Source organism: Parabacteroides caecihominis (assembly GCF_023656785.1).
GTDB classification, from domain to species: Bacteria; Bacteroidota; Bacteroidia; order Bacteroidales; family Tannerellaceae; genus Parabacteroides; species Parabacteroides segnis.
In genome coordinates this window covers 37795-58418 of the sequence record NZ_JAMOKS010000037.1, presented here as the reverse complement: position 1 = coordinate 58418, position 20624 = coordinate 37795, and the positions used below count along the sequence as shown (strand labels likewise).

At 52.2% G+C, this 20624-nt stretch carries 25 protein-coding genes; 7 read left to right on the top strand and 18 right to left on the bottom strand.

Annotated features, from left to right (window positions below):
• Positions 1–47: 47 nt before the first annotated feature.
• On the bottom strand, positions 48–446 hold the full coding sequence (locus tag NBH14_RS23520; protein ID WP_250817798.1) for a hypothetical protein: 399 nt from the start codon (positions 444–446) through the stop codon (positions 48–50).
• A 281-nt stretch (positions 447–727) separates the two neighbouring features.
• Between NBH14_RS23520 and NBH14_RS23515 the strand changes: the two genes are divergently transcribed.
• From NBH14_RS23515 to NBH14_RS23490, 6 genes are all read left to right on the top strand, one after another.
• Positions 728–1702, top strand: a complete 975-nt coding sequence (locus tag NBH14_RS23515) for an ArdC family protein (protein ID WP_118940674.1) — start codon at positions 728–730, stop codon at positions 1700–1702.
• 70 nt (positions 1703–1772) lie between these two features.
• Positions 1773–2423 carry a hypothetical protein gene (locus NBH14_RS23510; protein ID WP_118940675.1) on the top strand — a complete coding sequence of 217 codons (651 nt, stop codon included), beginning with the start codon at positions 1773–1775 and terminating at the stop codon, positions 2421–2423.
• A 263-nt stretch (positions 2424–2686) separates the two neighbouring features.
• Positions 2687–3235 carry an SLOG family protein gene (locus NBH14_RS23505; protein ID WP_118940676.1) on the top strand — a complete coding sequence of 183 codons (549 nt, stop codon included), beginning with the start codon at positions 2687–2689 and terminating at the stop codon, positions 3233–3235.
• Between the two features lie 149 nt (positions 3236–3384).
• Positions 3385–5097 carry a ParB/RepB/Spo0J family partition protein gene (locus tag NBH14_RS23500; protein WP_250817797.1) on the top strand — a complete coding sequence of 571 codons (1713 nt, stop codon included), beginning with the start codon at positions 3385–3387 and terminating at the stop codon, positions 5095–5097.
• Between the two features lie 109 nt (positions 5098–5206).
• The gene (locus NBH14_RS23495; RefSeq protein ID WP_004326128.1) at positions 5207–5809 is read left to right on the top strand and encodes a hypothetical protein; all 603 of its coding nucleotides are present in this window, start codon (positions 5207–5209) and stop codon (positions 5807–5809) included.
• Positions 5806–6027 carry a DUF7688 family protein gene (locus tag NBH14_RS23490; RefSeq protein WP_004326125.1) on the top strand — a complete coding sequence of 74 codons (222 nt, stop codon included), beginning with the start codon at positions 5806–5808 and terminating at the stop codon, positions 6025–6027. The genes NBH14_RS23495 and NBH14_RS23490 overlap by 4 nt, the downstream gene beginning before the upstream one ends.
• Here the strand turns inward: NBH14_RS23490 and NBH14_RS23485 are convergent.
• Complete coding sequence (locus tag NBH14_RS23485; RefSeq protein WP_118430350.1) at positions 6017–6403, bottom strand: hypothetical protein; 387 nt, start codon at positions 6401–6403, stop codon at positions 6017–6019. The genes NBH14_RS23490 and NBH14_RS23485 overlap by 11 nt on opposite strands.
• Position 6404: 1 nt before the next feature.
• Here NBH14_RS23485 and NBH14_RS23480 point away from each other — a divergent pair, with 1 nt between their 5' ends.
• A complete protein-coding gene (locus NBH14_RS23480) occupies positions 6405–6848 on the top strand; it encodes a JAB domain-containing protein (RefSeq protein WP_118430349.1) in 444 nt (147 codons plus the stop codon).
• 99 nt (positions 6849–6947) lie between these two features.
• On the opposite strand, the gene NBH14_RS23475 is transcribed toward NBH14_RS23480, so the two are convergent.
• From NBH14_RS23475 to NBH14_RS23400, 16 genes are all read right to left on the bottom strand, one after another.
• Positions 6948–7724: a RusA family crossover junction endodeoxyribonuclease gene (locus tag NBH14_RS23475; protein WP_118058762.1), complete on the bottom strand. Its 777-nt coding sequence runs from the start codon at positions 7722–7724 to the stop codon at positions 6948–6950.
• A gap of 18 nt (positions 7725–7742) precedes the next feature.
• Positions 7743–8564, bottom strand: coding sequence for a S1 family serine peptidase (locus NBH14_RS23470; RefSeq protein WP_032581432.1), 822 nt, complete (start codon positions 8562–8564; stop codon positions 7743–7745).
• A 223-nt stretch (positions 8565–8787) separates the two neighbouring features.
• A complete protein-coding gene (locus tag NBH14_RS23465; protein WP_032581430.1) occupies positions 8788–9636 on the bottom strand; it encodes a hypothetical protein in 849 nt (282 codons plus the stop codon).
• Between the two features lie 31 nt (positions 9637–9667).
• Positions 9668–10324 (bottom strand): hypothetical protein, encoded by a 657-nt coding sequence (locus tag NBH14_RS23460; RefSeq protein WP_032581429.1) that lies wholly within the window; start codon positions 10322–10324, stop codon positions 9668–9670.
• The gene (locus NBH14_RS23455; RefSeq protein ID WP_032581427.1) at positions 10311–10760 is read right to left on the bottom strand and encodes a DUF3872 domain-containing protein; all 450 of its coding nucleotides are present in this window, start codon (positions 10758–10760) and stop codon (positions 10311–10313) included. Before NBH14_RS23455 ends, NBH14_RS23460 begins: the two co-directional genes overlap by 14 nt.
• A gap of 24 nt (positions 10761–10784) precedes the next feature.
• Positions 10785–11366, bottom strand: coding sequence for a conjugal transfer protein TraO (locus NBH14_RS23450; RefSeq protein ID WP_032581425.1), 582 nt, complete (start codon positions 11364–11366; stop codon positions 10785–10787).
• 3 nt (positions 11367–11369) lie between these two features.
• Positions 11370–12308 carry a conjugative transposon protein TraN gene (gene traN, locus NBH14_RS23445; RefSeq protein ID WP_032581424.1) on the bottom strand — a complete coding sequence of 313 codons (939 nt, stop codon included), beginning with the start codon at positions 12306–12308 and terminating at the stop codon, positions 11370–11372.
• A gap of 36 nt (positions 12309–12344) precedes the next feature.
• Positions 12345–13736: a conjugative transposon protein TraM gene (gene traM, locus NBH14_RS23440; RefSeq protein WP_118430348.1), complete on the bottom strand. Its 1392-nt coding sequence runs from the start codon at positions 13734–13736 to the stop codon at positions 12345–12347.
• A 20-nt stretch (positions 13737–13756) separates the two neighbouring features.
• Positions 13757–14923 carry a hypothetical protein gene (locus tag NBH14_RS23435; RefSeq protein WP_118430347.1) on the bottom strand — a complete coding sequence of 389 codons (1167 nt, stop codon included), beginning with the start codon at positions 14921–14923 and terminating at the stop codon, positions 13757–13759.
• Positions 14898–15182: a TraL conjugative transposon family protein gene (locus tag NBH14_RS23430; protein ID WP_117902683.1), complete on the bottom strand. Its 285-nt coding sequence runs from the start codon at positions 15180–15182 to the stop codon at positions 14898–14900. The genes NBH14_RS23435 and NBH14_RS23430 overlap by 26 nt, the downstream gene beginning before the upstream one ends.
• Positions 15183–15187: 5 nt before the next feature.
• Positions 15188–15811, bottom strand: a complete 624-nt coding sequence (gene traK, locus NBH14_RS23425; protein ID WP_004327368.1) for a conjugative transposon protein TraK — start codon at positions 15809–15811, stop codon at positions 15188–15190.
• Positions 15812–15860: 49 nt separating this feature from the next.
• Positions 15861–16865, bottom strand: a complete 1005-nt coding sequence (gene traJ / locus NBH14_RS23420) for a conjugative transposon protein TraJ (protein WP_250817796.1) — start codon at positions 16863–16865, stop codon at positions 15861–15863.
• 49 nt (positions 16866–16914) lie between these two features.
• Positions 16915–17544 carry a DUF4141 domain-containing protein gene (locus NBH14_RS23415; protein WP_250817795.1) on the bottom strand — a complete coding sequence of 210 codons (630 nt, stop codon included), beginning with the start codon at positions 17542–17544 and terminating at the stop codon, positions 16915–16917.
• A 4-nt stretch (positions 17545–17548) separates the two neighbouring features.
• Complete coding sequence (locus tag NBH14_RS23410) at positions 17549–17911, bottom strand: DUF3876 domain-containing protein (RefSeq protein WP_250817794.1); 363 nt, start codon at positions 17909–17911, stop codon at positions 17549–17551.
• Between the two features lie 222 nt (positions 17912–18133).
• Positions 18134–18571, bottom strand: coding sequence for a TraG family conjugative transposon ATPase (locus NBH14_RS23405; RefSeq protein WP_262496368.1), 438 nt, complete (start codon positions 18569–18571; stop codon positions 18134–18136).
• 92 nt (positions 18572–18663) lie between these two features.
• The gene (locus NBH14_RS23400; protein ID WP_250817793.1) at positions 18664–20475 is read right to left on the bottom strand and encodes a reverse transcriptase domain-containing protein; all 1812 of its coding nucleotides are present in this window, start codon (positions 20473–20475) and stop codon (positions 18664–18666) included.
• Positions 20476–20624: the final 149 nt, after the last annotated feature.

The window sequence follows — 20624 nt, the reverse complement described above, 5'->3', positions numbered from 1 at the left end:
ATATATCATAAGGGCGAAACTTCGGAATATTCGGTCTTCCTTTTTTTCTATGGTATGCTTAAAAGCAGTTTTTGCGGGTGGTTGTTTGGGCGTTCCCCTTCGGGTCGGGCTTTCCGCTGCAAGTCCTCGCTATGCTGTGGGCTTTCCCCTGCAATCCCTAACGTGGGTGAAAGGGCTTTCACTGTCTTGCGCTTACACCTTGGCGCACGGGCTGTCCCGTCCCGGCGTCCGTTTCCGACCACTCCGTGAGACTGCATGGCCGAAGCCGGACATCGGGGCGGAAGGACAAACGGAACACATCCGTCCGTCCCGCCCGAAAGAGTTCCCCGGTGTTTGTCCGGCAGCCGGAACCTGACCGTGCTCACATATACTTCTCCCGCCCGTATCTCCTTGCCTTGGGAAACGGGCGTTCCCGGCTCTCCGGAAGGCTTCTTCTTCCCGCGCACCCGGCAAGTAACTTACCATTGACTGGAATAGACTGACAGGGCATTTTTTCCCTAAGCTGATTGGAAAAACATTGACGAAGGTAGGCGGAGGTGAAAGCAAATCCGCAAAAAATGCCAAATCTCCACCCTGCGGGTAGTATTTACCATTTTTTCAGATGGTTGCAATTCACCTTTTCCGCTATCAATGATGGTCAATGTTCTTCCCAATCAGCCAAGGGAAAAAAATTGGTTGGGGCGACAAGCGATGAAAACAGAGTAATAACGATTAAAATTTGTGAGTTATGGCAACAACGAACAGCACCATCGAAAAGATTGCACCGATGTTCACCGATTTGTTAATCAAGAAAATCGAGTGCTTGAAAACGGATTGGCAAAAGCCGTGGATTGCGAGCCTTGAACAAGGTTTGCCCCGCAACATCAGAGGGACGCTCTATAACGGCGGAAATGTCTTGATGTTATTGTTCTACACCGAGTTCATGAAATTCACTTTGCCCGTGTTCCTCACGTTCAACCAAGCGAAGGAAGAGGATTTAAGTGTTTGCAAGGGCGCACGCTCGTTTCCCGTCTATTATTGGTTCAAGTTCGTGGTACACAAGGAAACGAAAAAGACAATCAAGTACGAGGAATACCGCAAACTGTCCGCAACCGAGCAGGAAAATTACAAGGTCATCCCGCAGATGAAGTATTACAATGTCTTCAACATCGACCAGACCGATTTTGCCGAAAAGCAGCCCGAACGCTACGAGCGTATGAAGAAGGGGGAGCAACCCGAAGACTATTCGGACGGAATGATTTACGAGGCGTTGGACGAGCTTGTCTATCTGCAAAATTGGTATTGCCCCATCAAGGTGCAGTATTCGGACAGTGCCTACTATTCGCCCTCTTCCGACCATATCATTTGCCCGCAGCGTGAGCAGTTCCCGCAGGGAGCGGAATATTACGGCACGCTCCTGCACGAGATGGCGCACAGCACGGGAAGCCCCCAACGGCTGAACCGCACGTTCGGCAGCTTCTTCGGGGATGCGCTCTATGCCCGTGAGGAACTTGTGGCGGAACTTACCGCAGCCCTTTGCGGTGCGTTCTTCGGCTACGCAGCCGTACCGCAGGAGAACAACGCCGCCTATCTGAAACACTGGCTCACCAAGCTAAAGGAAGAACCCGCCTTTTTGGTGGAGATATTGGGGGACGTGAACAAGGCGGCGAAGATGATTGCCGACAAGGTAACCGAACCGATAAACGAACCCGCAGCAGCCTAAGCGGGACGGCAAAGGAACAAGAGTATCAACCAACGGGCGGAGCAGTCCGCCCCACTAAAGACATAAGACGATGAAAACATTATCAGAAAAGGAATTTAACGGGTTAAACATAAAAGCTATGTTTACCGAGAAGGTGGAACAGGCAAAAAAAGAACTGTCTCCACTCATGCAGGAGGTAAGGAAGTACATACCCCAAGCGGAATACGGCTACCACGTGGTAAGCGGTGAATACCCCGCATTTTACAGCGTGCGCATAGAGTTCACGTACAACGGCATCCGTTTCCATGTGTACAGGATAAACAAAGAGAACAAATACAGGATAGCCACCGACATGGAACATTTTGAGTATGTCAACCGCTACGACATCGAAAGGGCGGGCAACCAATACGAAAAGCCGTGCAATATCGGCGTGTTCACCGCCAAGAAAATAAACGATTGGATAAACTACTGCACGCAGATATACAGGCAGGTGGAGCAGGAAAATGCGGAGAACTCGAAAAAGGTAGCCGACTTCTTGAAAAGTATCGAGAACGAACCCGTAAGCTGGGAACGTAGAAACTATGCGAAAGGGACGATAACCCGCAACGGCTTGCGCTTCACTTTCTACATAGAGAAAGGACACCTCTCCTTTGAACTGTCCCTAAGTTATCGGGGAACGGCTGATTACGACACTTTCCGGCTGTTGGCTGATAACCGCTATATCCCGAAAGGAAACTATTAAACAACCACGGGCGGAGCAATCCGCCCGACAATACCCAAGAACATGAAAACGGTACTTGTTTACAAACGGATATACCGCCTAATCCTTTGGGCTTCGGTGGTTTATTTCCTCACCACCACCGCAGGGCGGTTTTTCGCCTTGTCTCTTGTCGTGGCTCTGTTTTACTTCGTGGCACGGCTTGTTCTCGCCCTTGCGTGGCGTCTGTTTGTCGGCTTCGTGTTCATCTTGATAATCATTCTTTTAATACTCTAAAATTTACCGATATGGAAACAAGGACATTGACAGAAAACGGAACACCCGTTAGCAAGGAAAAGACGGTAGCCTTTTCGGGACACCGCACCAACCGTATAGCCAAGTTCACGGCAGACCGTGAGAAACTCTTCAGGGAGGTGGCGTTCGATACATTTGTAGCCATCGAGAGTTATTGCATCAAAAAAGGCTACGACACCTTTTTGTCGGGAATGTGCGAGGGCTTCGACCTTATCGCAGCAGAAGAAGTATTGAACCTCAAAAAGAGATACCCGCATATCCGTCTGAAATGCGTTGTCCCCTTCAAGGGACAAGCCGAACGGTACACCCAAGCCGACAAGCAGCGTTACGACACCATTTTGGCGCAAGCCGATGAAGTGGTAACCTTGCAGGACGGATATACCGAGGGCTGTTTCCTGCGCCGTAACGACTACCTTTTGGAAAACTCCGCTTTTCTGATGGTCTATTACGATACGGTAGCCATAGGCGGCACGTTCTACACCCTCAAACGGGCAGTAGAGCAGAAAAAGAAGTTCGCGAACGTATGCTATAACCGCAGGTAGCCCCGTAAGGGCGGATTTTCCGCCTGCTACTTTCTTTCGTGAGCCGGAGCGGGGAAAGAAAGATAGCAAAGAAACCGATTGCCCGAACGGGACGGTTTATTAAAATCAAAAAGAACAACTATAAACAATCAACTTAAAAATAACAGATTATGAAGACAAAAGCAAATCAATCAGCAGCAGAGAAAAACATCACGATGGTAGCATTGGCAGACATTCAGCCGAGCGGCTTCAACCCACGCAAACGTTTCGATGAAGCAGCCCTTTACGAACTTGCCGAGAGCATCAAACGGCAGGGCGTGTTGCAGCCCATCACCGTGCGCCCCGTTGACGGGACAGACCGTTACGGGATTGTTTTCGGGGAACGTCGTTACCGTGCGTCCGTCATTGCGGGCAGGGACGAAATTCCCGCAATCGTAACCGAGTTGTCGGACGAGGAAGCCGAGGAAATGGCGATTACCGAGAACTTGCAGCGCAAGGACGTGACACCTGTGGAGGAAGCCGCAGCCTATCAGCGGCTTATCGAGAGCGGACGCCACACCGTGCAGACCTTGGCGCAACTCTTCGGAAAGAACGAGAACTATATCCGCACACGGCTGAAATTCACCGCCCTTATCCCCGAAATCGCCGCCCTCTTGGATGCGGATGAAATCACCATCAGCGTGGCGGCTGAAATCTGCCGATACGGGGAGGACATTCAGCGTGAGGTGTACGAGAAACATTTGCAGGAAGAGGGAACGTACAACAGTTGGCGGGGACTGAAAGCCGCCGATGTCGCAAGGCGCATCGAGCAGAACTTCACCACCGACCTGCAATACTACCGCTTCGACAAGACCGAGTGCGCCACGTGCGCACACAACACCAATAACTTGCTGTTGTTCCGTGATGGCGGGTGCGGGCATTGCGCCAACCGCACGTGCCTTGCCGAGATGAACGCATCCTACCTCATGGAGCGAGCCGTGCAAATCATGCGGAACCAGCCGGAGGTGTCGCTCTGCCGTGACCGCTACACTACCAACGAGACGGTGGTAGAACGGCTAACCGCTTCGGGCTACGAGGTGGAGACCCTTGACAGGTACACCGCCTTTCCAAGCTGCCCGAAAGAACCCAAAGCCGAAAATTTCAACGACCCCGAACGCTACGGGGAAGCCCGCACCCGCTACGAGCAGCAATGGGCGGACTACATGGAGCAGGAGGAGGAAATCACCCGCAGGAGCGGAGCGGGGGAAATCACCGTCTATGCCAAAATCGGGCAGAAGGAGATTACATTCTGTTACGTGGAGAACATGACCGAAGCGCAGACAGCGGACGGAACGCCCGCACCCGCACCGCTCTCACCCGTGGAGAAATTGGAGAAGCAGGACGAGCGCAACAAGGAAATCGCACTCGAACGCACGGTGGAGGACACCAAGAAGCAAATCCTCGAAGCCGACATCACGGGCGGTAAGTTCAGTGCCGATGAAGATACCATGTTGTACTTCTTCCTTCTGTCCTCTCTCCGAAAGGAACACTTCGCAGCCGTGGGGATTGCGGAAGACAAGCAGTATATCACGGACGAGGACAAGATGGGGATTATCGGCAACCTCACCGTGAGGATGAAGACCATCATCCGCAGGGACTTCCTTGTAGCCAACTTCAAGGGAGCGTACGGGAACAACACCGTGGCGACCCTCTTGCTTGACTTCGCACGCAGGCACATGCCGGAGGAACTCGCCAACATCGAAAGGGAGTACAACGGGGTGTACGAGAAGCGTCACCAGCGCATCGAGGAAAAGAAAGCCGTCCTCTTGGTGCAGGAACGGGCAAGGGAGCGCAAGGTAACGCAACCCGAGGAACAACCGCAACCCGAAGAGATTGCAGCCTAAGGACAAAGGGCAGGGCGGAGAAATCCGCCCGCTACTTTCTTTCGTGAGCCGTAGCGAAAAAGAAAGATAGCAAAGAAACCGATTTTCAAACTTTCAAATTTTCAAACTTATGCGAACCGTACAAAGAACCTATACACTATTCGGCATTGCGGAACTGGAGGACGAAGCCCGTCAGAGAGCCTATACCGACTGGCTTGCCAAGGGAAACGATTACCCGTATGCTTCCGAGAACTGCGACACGCTCGAAGCCTTCTGCAATCTTTTTCGTATCGTCTGCACAAACTACCGTTACGACAGTTGCACATACGCTTACCGTTTCTATACCAAGCACGAGGCGGACACGGAGGAACTTTCAGGCGTCCGCTTGCTGGCTTACCTCTATAACAACTTCCATGCGGGGTTGTACAAGCCCAAGGTCTATTGGACGAAAGACCGCAAGAAAAGGCGCAGGAGCCGTATCTCCGTCACTTGCGAATGCCCCTTCACGGGCGTTGTGTCGGACGAAATCATCTTGCAGCCCCTCATGGACTTCATGCGCTCGCCCGACACACGGAATTTCAAGGAACTCATGCGTGACTGTCTGGAAAACTTCTTCCGCTCGTGCCGTGACGATTGCGAGTATTGCGAGAGCGAGGAATATTTCACGGACGAGAGCCACAGGAATAATTGGGAGTACCTTATCGACGGGACACTTTTCAAGGAAACGGCATGAAGCAGGAAATCAGACAGAACGGGAAAACCGTCCTTTACAGCGGGGACGGTCATAGCATCCCCATGATATTCAACAACCTTGTCGGAAAGAACCTCAAAGGCAGGGAGTATTCGGACTATATCGCTTTCGTAGCCATTCCCGACATGGGGTTTACCTACGGGAAGATAGCGTATTATTCGGACGGAAACCTAATCGCAACGGGGGAAATCACGCCATAACATCCCCCCCTTGTGTTTCATCGCCGGAAGTCCGGGACGGGTAGCGATCCGCCCGGACTTCTTTTTTTACCCGCCCGTGGGAAAGGATTGACCCGATTTTCGGACGCACTTCTTTTTCTTTCGGTGAGCCGTGGGCGGGAAAAGAGAAAGAAGCAAAAAGAACCCCTTTGACCCACCGGATTTTTAGCCAAGCTCCACACTCATTTTTTAGCAAACCTACGGGGAAAAACGGACAAGCAGCAAGGCTGAACCTGACGGTTTTGCGCGCAATCTCCACACCTTCGGGTCGTATTCCACGCAAAAGCCTTGCATGAAGTCCGTTCTTTCCCCGTGCCCCAAAGCAAAAAATAAATGTTTCACTTTTAATTTTTTGCATTATGAATACACTGTCTTTTCCTCAAATCACCGTAAGTTACAAGGACGCTGACGCATCCAAGAGAGTTAGAATCCGCTCTTCCAAGGAGTCTTACGACATCCTCAAGCCCTTCTACGAGGACTGTATGCAGCACCACGAGGAGTGCTGGGCGATGTACCTGAACCGGGCAGGCAAGCTGCTGGGCGTTTCGTGCATCTCACGCAGCGGGATAGACTGTACGGTGGTGGACATACGCATCGTCCTCCAGACGGCTCTCGTTTCCCATGCTTCGGGAATCATCCTCTCGCACAACCACCCGTCCGGCTCGACGGTGGCAAGCACACAGGACAACAACCTGACCAGCCAGTTGAAGAAAGGCTGCGAGGCAATCGGCATACAGCTTTTGGACCACATCATACTGACCGAGGACACCTACCTCAGCTACACGGACGAGGGGATGCTTTAAGCACCCCCTTTTTTGTTCGCCAGCTACTTTACACTTCTTTTCTTTTAACGAGTGAAAAAATAATGTAAATTGAAATAAGAATAAATTTAGATCAACAAATTACCTCTTCTGCAATCTTATTCGCTCTCTTTTAATTAATTCCTTGAAATTTAATCCTGCATCAATACATAATTGCTTAAACTTATCCAATGTATAGATTTGGTTATTAGGAATATCCTTTAACCGGGTTCTATGAAATAAATTGAAATCTGTTAAAGACGTTTCTATATTAGGATTTTCCTGCAACATTTTCTCGAAATTTTTTCTTCTTTTTCTTTGTATATGATGCAATATTAATATACAATGCAAATCATTAATGCTATTTATATCAAAATTATATACAGCATACATTTGTTTTTCTATCTGAACAAATCGCATATTCTCTTTTATACAGCAATCATCATTATTGAAATGAATACAGAGTTTTAAAATAGAATTTCGAGAGGAACTAACATCTCTGGACATCCATAAGCTATTTATTGAACCTATTTGAGAATCATCTATGAATATTCCATTACAGCCAGAAAATGTATCAATAATGGGTTTTATCAGGTTGTCTAAATCTCCAATTTTATCTGACTCCTTTTTGCGCAAACATGAAAAGTACCAAAAAAATTCAAGATTGACATCATTGTATATAATCCATTTAATTTTTGCTAATTCCGCTTTTATTACATTTTGCAGTTCCTCCTGAACATTCTTTTTAGACTGAAGTGTCGGAAACTTCTCAGAATCTATAATTAATGTAATACAGCTGTTTGCACAGCCTTCTACTAAATATGGACTATCGTATGAACAATTATCAAATCCTATTTCCAATTTATAATCTTGTAACATAACTGTAATAATTTCAATTTACTGTATTTTGTTATCTAAATCGAGCTTTTCTATGGTTAAACTATAATCTAATAATTTAACAATCTCACTAATTGGTTTTATCCAAACAGCATGTCCTCCATCTTCTACTCTAAGTAACATTCCTAATAATTTCCCTTCATTATTGAAAACAGGTGAACCACTCAATCCTGCCCATTGTTGATAATCTATTATTTGGGGGTATTTTAGATGAAACAAATTATTTTCAGTTTCTATATATTTTAATCCACAATAGACAGCGTTTAATGGGGAAAAACGAATACCATTCTGATGTACTTTCAAAATAGTACCAGTAATTACATATAATTCATCTTTAGAAGGATGTTCAAGAAACAGCTCTGTGGTTATAAATCCTTTGGGTTCTCCTGCTGACACAATTATCTCATTCTCTATACGAAGTTCTATTGTAACACATGCTTCTAACTCCTCATCTACTTTACAAAAAGCTACATCAACTAATTCTGGAAATACTAAATCATCTTTTGATTTTGGTATTTGATATTTTGTAAAATCATATATTCCCCCAAGAGGAACAACTAATGAAGCATAACATTCCATATCATTTTTACATTGTAACACACCTACAACATTATCTTCTACATTCCTTTCATCAGCCTCAAAATGTTCTCCATGAATAACATGATCTGCTGTTATAAAAAATTTATAGCCTTTATATTGTACAACAAATCCACAACCACAATATGTAAAATTAGCAAAATCTGTACTTTGGGGAGGTGCAACTACTACTTGATGATTTTTACTCCAAATAGAATTGAAATAATTTTTAATATCTTTATTCATACAACTAAATTCTTTATATAATACAGCCTTGACATACAATCACAATTAATTTCATTTTGAGACAGTTACCGTTTAGATATTCCGTCTTTTGCAAAGATAATAAAGGTATATGTATTTCCATAATTAAGTCCTGCTTATTTCGATTAAACATCTATTAGTTCTAAAATAATAGGAAAAGCATCCCAAAGGATGCTTTTCCATTTCGTCTGCTGCACAGCTCACGCTACATCTTCAATCCCCGTTTCCGCTCCTGCCGGATGTCGGAGAAGGAGAACTTCCCCGTCTCCTTGTCGAACTTCACCGACTTGTCCTTCTGCACGCCGTCCGGCGTCTCCATCCGTTTCACATTCAGCGGTTTCCCGTTGTAGAAGTCCGTCATTTGCCGGTAGCTGAACTTTTCCCCCGTCAGGCTTTCCATCAGGCTGTTCAGCGTATATACGCTGTCTTGGTTATGCACGCTCTCCGGCACGAACTCCGGGTGATTCCTCACCCAGTCCGGGTACAGCGTCTTCGCCATCAGGCAGACCTCCGGCGAGCGTTCCGCCCACGGGATCATCATCAGCGACTCCCGGCTGTGGGCGGCGCACCTGACATACACATCGGGCGTGAGCAGGCTTTTCGGCACTCCGCCACGCCCGACGGCGGACATCCCCGACGTTTCCACCGCCACCCGCACCCGCTCCGGCGTTTGCAGGTGTACGGGCAGGATGCTGATGCACCTGCCGTCCAGCGGCAGCAGGAAGTCCGCCATTTCGCCGTTCATCACCTCCGGGCGGATAGCCACCGCCACCCCGTAGAGTTCTTCCGGGTTGTTCTCCCGGCACTCCTTCAGCACCTCCATGCACACCTCCGGGGACGGGATATGCTGGACCAGCCCCCGGTGGAAGTCGTTCCCGAACCCCGCTTCCGTTTCCAGCGCCTTCCGGCACAGTTCCGGCGTCTTCATCTCCTCGGGCACGTTCTCCAACTGCCAGCCGTCCTCTTCAACGGCGGCACGGCAGACCTCCGCCGTGCGGTCGTGCCTGCATATCATCTCCAGAGGCACCTGATACATTCTTTCTTCTCGTTCCATGTTTTTACATTTTTTCTTGTTATAAACCCCTTTAAACATCCACCGACAACACGCACATCCATCCGCCGCTCTCCTCGTCCGGCGTCCAGCACCTCGCCCGGACATGGCAATAGCCTTCATTCTCTATCCACTCCAGCAGGCTTTCCGCTTCATCGCATTCCGTTTCCGCCAGCAGTTTTTTATCCGCCTCCGAGAGCAGCGACTTTATGTTCACGAACTCACGTACCTCCGGGTATTGCGGCAGCGTGTCCGGCACGTCGATATGCACAAAGTATTTCCGGAAATAAAACCGGATTTTCCCGCTTTTCCGTTCCACGCCCCGGGCTGGACAAGGTGGCGGCACTTCTGTTTTCATCCGCCTTCCGGCATCGTGCACACGGTATCTTTGCAGCGTCAGCGTGCAGCACGGTGTCCCGTCCCTGCGCAGGTGAAATCCCCGTTCCGTCACCCGGAACAGCTCGTGCTCCACGACCCGGCGCATGGTCCGGCAGTCGTCCTTCATGTCTTCCCAGACCTCCCCGGCGGAAACCGTCTCCAGCATGGCGAGCGTTTTCTCCGACAGCAGGTTTTCCGGACATATATTGTCCCCCGCTTGTGGAAGGACAATGTCCGTCCGCCACTTCGAGGCATGCAGGGCTTCGGAAAATTCCGGTATGTCGAGGTATAGAACCAGATCATTCCGTTCCATACCCGTCCTCCTTGTCGTTGTCCGCATTGAAGTCGAACTCCAGTTCGACCACCTGACCGTCCGAGTCCTCCACCCAGACGGTGAAGCCGCTCTGTTCGTCCGACAGCGGGGTGTAATAGAGCCGGAACGTCTCTTTCTCCAGCGGGTAGCGGTCATTGGGCAGCAACGCCGTGCCGTCGTCCAGTTTGAGCGTGCCTTCCCCGTCGAAGAGGAACCAGCGGATCGTGTACCGGGTGTCCTCCCAGCGTCCTTCCCGTTTCAGCTCGCACCGTATCTCCGCCGTCTCGTTCACTTTCAGCTCCTTCGGGACGGGCATCGTCTCCACCGTGAACGGGTATTTCGTCTGAATATCCAGCCCGTCATTACAGGCTGCGACCAGCACGAGGGCGGCCACAATGTAGCAGCCCGTGAGTATTTTATAAATCATTGTCCTCATATATACATTATTATAATATAGCAGTTATCGAATCATAAAACGTATTCCCACGCCGACCTGCGTGTGGAACTTCCCGCAGTCGCCGCCGAACAGCACCCGTTGGCGACCGTTTACCAGCAAGACAATCTTGTCCGTCACGTAGGCGGACAGCTCCAGCGTCAGCGCACCCCCATAGATGAAATTGTCCTCATCCGTGAGCCGGGAGCCGTCCGGCAGCAGGCTCTCGCCCCAGTTCACCGTCTCGTACCCGGCAAGGGCGGACAGCCCCAGTGCGGCGAAGAACGTCTTCTTCCGGTCTGACAGGAAGTTCAGGTAATAGCCGCCCTCGCCCGTGAACTGGCTCGCCGGATAGAGGCAGTCCCGGTAGCCGTACCGCTTCTCCAAGTATTCCGCACCGACCACCCAATGGTGGGCGTTCTTCGTGTAGGTGCTCACCGCTATCCCGGCGTGGTAGCCGAAGCCGTCGCCGTTTTTCCAGCGCATGTTGTCCGACAGCCCGCCCGTGAGCTGTATGCCCCTCATTCCGGGCAGGCACCGTTGGGCGTGTGCCTGGTTCACATGCAGGCACACCCCGAAAAGCAGGATAATGAACAGTAACCTTTTCATCGCTTACTTGATTTTCAGTTCGTTAATCTGTCTTGCCGCCACGAGGTCGGCGTTCTCCACCCGGATGGTCTGGTGCCTGCCGCCGTCCTTCTCGAACAGCTCGATGACCAGCAGCTTGTCGTCCGGTATGGTGAACTGCGGGACGGCATACACCGTGCGCACGTCGCTTTTCCCCTCCGTCACCAGCACCTCGTTGTAGCTGCGCACCGGATCGATCACCCGCTCCTGAATGGCGGTGCGCTTCGGCACTTTCTTGTCCACGATCTTGAACCGGATAAAGTCCGTCCGGAAAGCCACGTTCGACCTGTTCCTCGTTTCCGTGTGGAAATAGAACAGCCCGTTGTGCGAGTGGACGGATTTCAGGAGGAACTGCACCCCGAAGCGTTTGCAGCCCAAGTGCCGGATCTCCCGCCTGTCCTCCTTGTAGATGCTCTGCATGATCAGCTTCACCAAGAGCGGGCTTTCGCCTGCCAGCTCACGGAAATGGATGTTCATGCGGGTATGCGAAAAGTCCGTCGTGTCCCCGTTCTCCAAAAAATCCTTCATCTCGATGTTCAGCATCTCCGGCTCATGCGCATACCGGGCATTGAACGAATAGAAGCTCCCATCCTCGCAGATGACGGAAAAGTTCGTTTCCCCCGGAAACCCCTCGGTCGTCGCCTTCACCCGGATCACGTTCTCCGCACCGTCCGCTTTCCCGGCGATAATCCGGTCGCTTCCCAAATCCACGTACCGCACCGCCGAGGGGAAGATGATATGCACCGTCTTGGCGAACGTCACCTGCACCCCGTGGGGCGTAACCATCTGCCGGTAGGGTAGCTTCCGTGTAATCCCCTGATACAGGTCGTTGCCCGTGGTCCGCTGTATCGTGTCGTTCACCTGTGCGTTCGCACCCGTCACCATGCCCACAAGCAGGGCGACCCATCCAAAAATCTTTTTCATTGTCTTTACTTTTTAATGGTTTTATAATTTGTTGATTTATTGCTGTTTGGCGTAGAGCATCAGCGGATCACCCGCTTTCAGGTGCACCTTTACCGTGCGGAATTTCTTGGCGAGGTACTGGCTGCCGCCCTGCATCAGCCCACGGGTGATGTCCATCGCCACCTGTTGCCCGGCGCTCCGTGCGAACGAGATGCTCGTTCCCAGCCCGCCGCCGATGTTCGCCATCGCCTCCTTTGCCGCTTCCCGCTCCAGTGAGGTTTCTATGCACAGCCCTTTCATTCCCTCGTTGTCATAGACCGCCAATTCCACCGGCAATATGTTACCTTGGTACTGGACGGACGATACCGTGATGTCGAGCCGTTCCCCCTGCACCTTGCCTGTACCGGATACCACCGTATTGCGTGGGATAATCAGGTTTCCCGCCTGCAACGGTTCGAGCAGCCGGAGCTTCACCTGCTGACCGTCCATAACCGTCTGGTCTTGGTGGATGCAGGCGGCTATCGTGTTCTTCCCGAGGGCGTACCCGCTGCCCACCGCCGTGTTGAAGCCGTAGTTCCTCGGCTGGCTGTACCGCCGCATGAACTCCGCATCGCTCAATGGCTGTTGCAGCCCCGATACCGTCCGTTCCCGTGCCGCCTGCACCGCCACGGCGGGCTGTCCCAGACCGTTGCCGCCCTGCCCGGTGGCGGGTGCCTGCACGGTTGCGCCGTCCTGCCCGTTCTGCCCCATGTACTTGGCGGCAAGCTCGTAGCTCTTCTCCATCAGTGCCACCTGATCGTCGATTCCGCCCGCCTGCCGTTCCCTTTCTTCCAGTTTGGCGGTCAGCTCCTCCACCTGCCTTTTCAACTCCTCCTTTTCCCCGTCCACCTTCGGCTCCTCGTAGAACGAGCCGAGTTTCCGGTTAATGTCCCGGTAGGCGGCGACGGAGGAGCGGCTGCCGCCGTTGCCCGAGTAGTCCCTGAACGGTTCCCGTTCCGGCTCGCTGTCCGGCAGTTCCATTTCCACCCCGTCCGCATCGCTTTCCCCGGAGAAGGCGAAGTCCTCCAGCGAGCGCACCTTCTCCGCCTGCCGCCTTTCCGCCTGCGCCTGCTCGTAGGCTTTCCGCTTGTCGCCGATGATCCCGTCGTTCTCCGGCAGGGGGATGTCGGCGTTGAACGCCCCCACGGTGTCCCGGTTCACCTCCCGCTCTTCCGAAGGCGCGAATATCAGCCACATCGAGCCGAGGAACAGCAAGCCCATCAGCGGATATACCATCAGCTTCTTCCGTTGCTGCAACTGTTTCGGCGTGAGCGGCTTGGCTGTCTTCTTCTCCTTTTTTCCGCCGCCCTTGTCCTCTTTCTTTCCGTTCCCCATCTCCGGGGCTGCGGCATCCGCCGCCTTTACGTGCTGCGTTGCCGTTGCTTTTTCTTGGTTCTGTTCTTCCATCATGTCAAAAATTTATGGTTGTCCTACATTCTGATTCTTCTCCCCGGAGGCTTCCTTCTGCCTGTCTCTCCGGTTTGCCGCTTGCCGGGCGGCTCCTTCCGTTCCCGTTTGAGCGATGCCGTGGGGCTTGCCCGGTTGTCCGCCCGCAGGTGCGCAGCCTTCCGTTCCCGGCTTGCCGCCTTTTCGGGGAACAGCCTCGCTTCCAGCCCTGCCAGTTCTTTCGCCGCACGCTCCCGGATGGCACGGTTGTGGCGTCCGATGGCGGCTTCCGGGTAGTCCCGGGAGAGGTCCCCGTTGTCCTCGCTCAGGTGGTAGTCCCACCTCAGCCGGGCGATACCGGCAAAGTCCTCCGTCAGCCCGTACTTCTCCACCGTCTCCTTCGGGACTTCCCGCTGACCGTCCCAGCCGTGGCGGGCGAGCCCGTGGAGCAATGCCCGTTCCGCCTTCACCGCTTCCAGATAGTCGCCGGGCAGTTTGCCGCCCGTCTTCCTCTCGTAAAGGGCGGCGGCTTGCCGCATCAGCTTTCCCCGCTCGTCCGCCTCCCGCAACTCGATCTGTTCCATGACGGTGTGGTTGTCGCCCCGCATCTCCTCGCTCCATTCCCGGCTCAGTTCTTCGAGCCTGCGGTAGCCTTCCGCCAGCCCGTGGCGGATGGCCACCGAGTCGTCCGGTTTCTCGCCTTTCAGGGCAAGCCTTTTCAGTGCGTCGAGGTCGCCCTCCCTCATGCAGCAGTTCAGCAGCCGGTGCGCCGCATCCCGTTCCGCCTGCGCTTCGGGGGATAGCGGCTGCGGGGCGTTGCGCCTCGTGTACTCGTGCTCCAGCACCTTGTATTGCGCCGACAGACGCAGCATCGGGCTTTCCGCCGCCTCCTTCACGCTCCGGGGGATTGCCGCCCCCTCACGCATCCCGTAACGGGTCTCTTTCAGGGCGTCCATGACCGCCCGCCATTCGGGATAGCCCGTCTGGTACACGTACCGGAAGAACCTGTGTTCCAGCAGCAGCTCCGCCTGTTTCCTTGTCACCTCCGGGCAGTCCCGGTAGTCCCTGACGGACTGGAGGATTGCACCGGCATCCGCACGCCTCTTATTCAGCAGGCTCCCGAAATACGCCGCCACCTGCCTCATGTTCCGCTCCTCCTGCCGCTCCCGGCGGCGGAGCAGCCACTCACTCAACTTCTCCGCCAGTCCCATGCCGTCCGCTTTCAAAAGGGTTGATAATACTGTCATTGGGCAATTGCAGGCGCCTGATATGCTCTATCCCCAGTTCCTTCCCGTCGTTTCTGCCGATACGGTAGATGGAGGAGACGGTCATATAGACCGACAGTGCGCCGAACGCCGCCAGCATCACGAGGATGATTGCCACACGCATGTCGGGCGAGATACGCCCGGCGAGGCGGCGGAGCTTCCCGTCCGCCCAATCCTGCGCCTTTACGATGAATTTCCTTATCATAGCCGTCAGCGTTTAAGGGTCTGCAAATCCTTGTTCTCCGTGACCTCGAAGCCCTCGATGATGAAGCCCTGCGGGTTGTTGTCGCTCCTGACCGCATCCAGCAGGCGGCAGCGGGTTACAAGGCTGCGTTCCGTAACAGAGCTTTCCCGAAGGATGATCTGCCGGGCGAATGTCCGCACGCTGTACGGGTACTTGTCGAAGTCGCACCGCAGGCTGTCTATCTCTATCATCTGGTTGATGTTCCCCGATATTATGCGGTTGTAGTACCCCTTTTCCGAGAGGTCCTTGTAGTAGTTGAAGGCGCTCTTGTCCGCCAGCAGCAGCGAACGCCTGATGTTGCCCTCGATAGCCGACTTGTCGGGCGAGAGCGTGAAGAACAGCTCGTGGAAGCGGCGCACGTGCTCCCGTGCCTCCACCGGGCGGTTCTGCCGCACGTCCTGCGAGAGCGCCAGCATCAGGCTCTTGCCGTTGTCCAGCACGTAGATCTTCTGCCGCTGCGCCTCGGCGAAGCTGTACGACTTCCACAGGGCGAAGCCCGTCACCACGGCGCACAGACTGGCGAATACCAGCGTGAAGAGCCGTATCTGCCTGAAGCTCGTTTCGATATTTTTCAAACTTTTAAATTCCATGTTTCCGGTTTTTTATTCGTTATGACTCATTTTCTTGGGACATCCGCCGCTACTTGATGATTTTTCCGGCGATGTTCCCCACGGCTGCGCCCGCACCTGCGGCGGCAACGTTGCCTACCTTCGTGGCGGTCTGGTTCATCGCACGGTTGGCGTGGCTCACCCCGCCCGCCATGATGATCCAGTTGGCGACGGTCGGTATGGTGAAGTACCCGAATATCCCGATGATTAAAAAGATGATGTACACCGTGTTCGAGCTGTCCGGGATGAAGGTCGGGTCGCTCATCGCCTCGATGTCACGGGTGAGCATCAGCACTTGGATGCGTGCCAGCACCGAGCTGAACAGGTCGCTCACGGGCAGCCACATGTAGATGGAGATGTACCTCGTTATCCACTGCGTGAGCGTGCTCTGGAACCCGTCATAGACCGAGAGGGCGAACGCTATCGGACCGAGGATGGAGAGGGCGATCAGGAAGAACGTCCGTATCGTGTCGATGACCAGCGCAGCCGACTGGAACAGCAGTTCGAGCAGTTCTTGGAACCACAGCCGGATGTTCCGCTTCATGTTGTACTCCGTCCGGTCAATGTACATCACCGCCATCGTCTTCAAGTCCTTGGGCGACCAGCCCAGCTCGTCGAGCTTCTTGTCGAAGTCCTCCTTGCTCGCCAGATACGCCTTCTCCGGATCACGGCGGAACGCCTCCCTCTCCAGCGTCTCCTTCTGTTCCCGGTATCGGTTCATGTCGAAGGTCTGTGATTCGAGCATCCCGTGGCAGCCCTTCACCACGGGCGAGAGCACCGTGTTGATCGTGCCGATGACGAAGGTGGGGAAGAAGAGGATGCACAGCCCGATGGCGAACGGGCGCAGCAGCGGGTACACGTCGATGGGTTCGGCACGGGCGAGCGCCTGCCACACCTTGGCGGCTACGTAGAACAGCGCACCCAGCCCGGCGATTCCCTTGGCTACACCCGTCAGCTTCTCGCAGAGCGGCATCATGTCCTGATACAATACCTGCAATATCTCGTGCAGGTTCGTGAAGTCTATCGCTAACAACATAGTCTTGTATTATATTTATGTACGTGAACATTATTGTATGTTGCCGGTCTCACCAGTAACGGTCTTCCGCATCCCCGTAGAGAGCCACCACCCGGTCGGCGTCCTTTTTCTTCTTCGCCCGCAGGTAGCTCACCGAGATGTTTTTGTCCGTGTAATACTGCACGAGGTTGCGGTACTCCAGCAGCCGCTTGTAGCTCTGATCGATGATCGCCAGCCGTTCGGCGTCCGAGAGCGACATCCCCGTCACGTTCACCACGTTCTTCAGGTCTTGCAGGATGTCCGCACTCTCGCTCAGCAGCTTGGCGTACCCGAACGAGATGGTTTCCAGCTCGTCCGGCGTGTAGTTCGGGTCTCCTAACATCTTCTGGTAGTTGCGCACGTAGATTTCCGAGATGTCCGCCACCAGCCCGATGGACTTCTTCACCTTCACGCCGCCTTTCACCACGTCGTGCACCGCCTTGAGCGCATCGTAATACTTCCGCCCCTGCTCGAATATCTTCGCCGTCTCCCTGAATCCGTTCAGCGTGTGCTGTGCGGTGGCGGAGGTCTCCACCATCTCCTTAGCCGTGTTGATGATGCCCTGCGCCAGATTGCCGGGGTCGTGTACGACCCATTGGGCGTTGGCCGCACCTGCCGTCAGGCACGCCACGCCCAGAATGATTGCCTTTATCGTTCTCATGTCCTTACTGTTTTAGGGTTCCGTCACTCTTTCTCCTGTACTCTCCGCCCGGCGACAGCCGGATGCGGTCTTTCTCCCGGTCATAGTCCATCATCACGGCGAAGCCCGTCTCGATGAACAGCACCCCTTCCGTTTCCCGGACGAGGTAGGTCTCCGCTTCACTGCCGCCCTTGTGGTTCCTGTGCATGACCGTTACACGGTACTTGCCGTCCTCTTCCCAGAGGGTGAAGGGCGGCTTGCCGCCCGTGCTGACCCACTCACCGCACATCTTTTTCAACCGTTCCGCATTTGTCTCCTTGCAGGAAATGACAAACGCCAGTGCCACTGTTACCGCCGACAGCAGCAGGATTAAATTCAATCGTTTCATCTTGATTCCATTTTTTTAGTTTTACAAAATTTTATTCTCTCCATTCCGTTTAGCCGTTTGTACATCCAGCCGTTTAGCCATCCAACCGTTTAGCCGTTTAACTGTTTAACCGTTTGACCGTTTAGCCGTTAGGTCAGTCATCCGACCCTTTAGCCGTTCGTCCGGTCAATCAACCATCCGTCCGGCAGCCTGTCCGCCGTTCTCTGTCAGCACATCGGCACATTATTTATACTTCGTCTCCGCCAGCCGCTTGATGGCAAGCTCCAAATCCCCGCCCAGCTCTTCCGCCAGTGCGAACACCTCCGTCTTCTCGCTCTCCTCGGTGGTATAGGTCAGGTATTCGGCAGCCGATACCTCCGTGGCATACACCGCCGACTGCACACCGTTCAGACCGATCCACACCTCCTTGTACTTCCGTCCGGGATGGTTGGCAAGGTTGATGGAGAGTATCTGCGACTTCTCCTTGTCCGTCAGACCGAGCATCGACTGGATGCCGTCGAACTTGTTCATGTACTTCTTCTGGTCGAGCAGGATCTTGCAGTCCGAGTTGGTGATGATAGCCTCCTTCACGATGGGGGACGAGATGATGTCGTCCACCTCCTGCGTGACGACAATCGCCTCGCCGAAATATTTCCTGACAGTTTTATGTAGGCTAAGCACCCAGCGCCTTGTCATATTTCTATGGTAGGTTTCCAAATGCTCGCCCCCGAACCGGACTTACACCTCTCAGCGTATCCGGCTCTCCACTAATTTTAGTCTATCTTTCCGTCATGTATCTTTTTGTGACAACTCCTGCACACGGCAATCGTTTTGCGTTTGCGGGCAATCATGTGTCGTTCCCAGCTTTCCTTACCCTGCAAGTTCTTTAGTTTCCTTACATGGTGCATAACAAGGTCGTCTGTCGCTCCACATAATTCACACTCATGGGCTTTCAGCCTTTCAACAAGACTTGTCCGCCCCGCAGTATAAATTGTTCGTGGCATGGTGTCACATTCCGATTTATAGGTGGGCTTCTTGCGTTTGAAGCCACCGTCGTAAAAGTATCTTTCCTTTACACCTGTTTTAGTCATGTGCTTTATGATAAACCTACCGTTCTTACGATATTTCTTGTTTACCTTGCGTGTGCGGCACTTATATTTGCCTGCAAACGTTTTGTACATGCTGTATTCCATGATGTACTTGAAATTATTCAAGGCATGGGCACAGTTGTTGGCTATGGAGTAGTAATTATAGAAACCCACGATTTCCCGATTATAGCTATCAAGGATTTCAAGGTCGTCATTGAATATCAGTCCCGATTTACATTTCGGTTTCCATATTTCCTTTCCGTTACGGTTTGTCATTTCCAAGACTCCCCAATCGAACAGTTTTTTACGGACAGTTTCCATACTGACATTCAAGCAGACCCTTTTACCATAGGTTCTTCTTAATCTACCCCGTTTATCACGTCTTTGGTCGTTGGACTTTCTTACAGTAATTTCATATCCGAGAAACTTGGCAGGTCTTTCGGTATGGGTGACAAGTGTCTTTTCATCAGACAGTTCCAATGCCAGTTTATCAGCAAGGAAGTTTTTAATATCTCCCTTTATCTGTTGCGCATCTTGCTTACTTCCGATAATTCCCACGAGAAAATCATCTGCATATCTCGCATATTTCATTCTCCTGTAATCGGCATCCATTTCTTCGCCATTGGGATATTTAGCCCGTCCTTGTTCTATTGCTTTCAGTTCAAGGATTAGCTTTACCCTTTGCCTTTCGTCTTTTACGGACTTCAATCTTCGCACAATACGTTTTCTTGCATTGCCGAAGTCCAAACTTTCTCTACTGAATTTTCGTTTCTTCCCTTTATCGAATTTGGCTATGTATTCCTTTATATACTTATCCAGCTTGTCAAGGTATATATTAGCCAATATCGGGCTGATGATACCCCCTTGCGGTGTGCCACTGTAAGTATTGTGGAATTGCCATTCTTCGATATATCCCGCTTTCAAAAACTTGCGTACTAAGCGTATGAAGCGTTCGTCCGCAATGCGCTCCTTGAGTATGTTTATTAATACATCATGGCTTATATTATCAAAGAAACCTTTTATATCTCCCTCTACAAACCACTTTGCACCGCTAAACTCCTTTTGGATGTGAGTTAATGCAGTATGGCAGCTTCGATTGGGTCGAAACCCATGCGAGGTGTATTCAAAATTTCCCTCGTATATGGCTTCCAATACCATTCTTACTACTTCTTGTATTAACTTGTCATTGAAAGTCGGTACGCCAAGAGGTCTTTTCTTACCGTTTTTCTTCGGTATGTACACCCTCTTTGACGGTTGGGGCTGGTACGTTTCATCTTTTAACGTATCAATCAACTTTTCAATTCGTTTCAGGCTCATGTTGTCAATGGTCTGACCGTCTGAACCTTTAGTCATGTTACCCTCTTTAGCGTAGATACGCTGATAGGCAACGTAGAACATTTCCTCATTGAACAAAATTCTGTAAAGACGTTCAAACTTATAGCTTGCATCCTTACTGTGTTCTGATAGACTGTTTAATACTCTTTCTGGACTTCTCATAATGTCTCTCACATTTTCCGTTAATTGTATTAATAATTAGCTGCTTCCCTTCGCCATGTACAAGGCGTTACCTTGCTCGGACTACTATGGAAGCTCCGTTACCACTCCGAATTTTCATAGGTCAAACCTAATAGCCTTTCGGCACTTCG

What these genes read in the sequence shown, in the direction of transcription:
- NBH14_RS23515 (WP_118940674.1), top strand. Translation starts at nt 728, where the DNA reads ATGGCAACAACGAACAGCACCATCGAAAAGATTGCACCGATGTTCACC.
- NBH14_RS23510 (WP_118940675.1), top strand. Translation starts at nt 1,773, where the DNA reads ATGAAAACATTATCAGAAAAGGAATTTAACGGGTTAAACATAAAAGCT.
- NBH14_RS23505 (WP_118940676.1), top strand. Translation starts at nt 2,687, where the DNA reads ATGGAAACAAGGACATTGACAGAAAACGGAACACCCGTTAGCAAGGAA.
- NBH14_RS23500 (WP_250817797.1), top strand. Translation starts at nt 3,385, where the DNA reads ATGAAGACAAAAGCAAATCAATCAGCAGCAGAGAAAAACATCACGATG.
- NBH14_RS23495 (WP_004326128.1), top strand. Translation starts at nt 5,207, where the DNA reads ATGCGAACCGTACAAAGAACCTATACACTATTCGGCATTGCGGAACTG.
- NBH14_RS23490 (WP_004326125.1), top strand. Translation starts at nt 5,806, where the DNA reads ATGAAGCAGGAAATCAGACAGAACGGGAAAACCGTCCTTTACAGCGGG.
- NBH14_RS23485 (WP_118430350.1), bottom strand. Translation starts at nt 6,403, where the DNA reads ATGCAAAAAATTAAAAGTGAAACATTTATTTTTTGCTTTGGGGCACGG.
- NBH14_RS23480 (WP_118430349.1), top strand. Translation starts at nt 6,405, where the DNA reads ATGAATACACTGTCTTTTCCTCAAATCACCGTAAGTTACAAGGACGCT.
- NBH14_RS23475 (WP_118058762.1), bottom strand. Translation starts at nt 7,724, where the DNA reads ATGTTACAAGATTATAAATTGGAAATAGGATTTGATAATTGTTCATAC.
- NBH14_RS23470 (WP_032581432.1), bottom strand. Translation starts at nt 8,564, where the DNA reads ATGAATAAAGATATTAAAAATTATTTCAATTCTATTTGGAGTAAAAAT.
- NBH14_RS23465 (WP_032581430.1), bottom strand. Translation starts at nt 9,636, where the DNA reads ATGGAACGAGAAGAAAGAATGTATCAGGTGCCTCTGGAGATGATATGC.
- NBH14_RS23460 (WP_032581429.1), bottom strand. Translation starts at nt 10,324, where the DNA reads ATGGAACGGAATGATCTGGTTCTATACCTCGACATACCGGAATTTTCC.
- NBH14_RS23455 (WP_032581427.1), bottom strand. Translation starts at nt 10,760, where the DNA reads ATGAGGACAATGATTTATAAAATACTCACGGGCTGCTACATTGTGGCC.
- NBH14_RS23450 (WP_032581425.1), bottom strand. Translation starts at nt 11,366, where the DNA reads ATGAAAAGGTTACTGTTCATTATCCTGCTTTTCGGGGTGTGCCTGCAT.
- traN (WP_032581424.1), bottom strand. Translation starts at nt 12,308, where the DNA reads ATGAAAAAGATTTTTGGATGGGTCGCCCTGCTTGTGGGCATGGTGACG.
- traM (WP_118430348.1), bottom strand. Translation starts at nt 13,736, where the DNA reads ATGATGGAAGAACAGAACCAAGAAAAAGCAACGGCAACGCAGCACGTA.
- NBH14_RS23435 (WP_118430347.1), bottom strand. Translation starts at nt 14,923, where the DNA reads ATGGGACTGGCGGAGAAGTTGAGTGAGTGGCTGCTCCGCCGCCGGGAG.
- NBH14_RS23430 (WP_117902683.1), bottom strand. Translation starts at nt 15,182, where the DNA reads ATGATAAGGAAATTCATCGTAAAGGCGCAGGATTGGGCGGACGGGAAG.
- traK (WP_004327368.1), bottom strand. Translation starts at nt 15,811, where the DNA reads ATGGAATTTAAAAGTTTGAAAAATATCGAAACGAGCTTCAGGCAGATA.
- traJ (WP_250817796.1), bottom strand. Translation starts at nt 16,865, where the DNA reads ATGTTGTTAGCGATAGACTTCACGAACCTGCACGAGATATTGCAGGTA.
- NBH14_RS23415 (WP_250817795.1), bottom strand. Translation starts at nt 17,544, where the DNA reads ATGAGAACGATAAAGGCAATCATTCTGGGCGTGGCGTGCCTGACGGCA.
- NBH14_RS23410 (WP_250817794.1), bottom strand. Translation starts at nt 17,911, where the DNA reads ATGAAACGATTGAATTTAATCCTGCTGCTGTCGGCGGTAACAGTGGCA.
- NBH14_RS23400 (WP_250817793.1), bottom strand. Translation starts at nt 20,475, where the DNA reads ATGAGAAGTCCAGAAAGAGTATTAAACAGTCTATCAGAACACAGTAAG.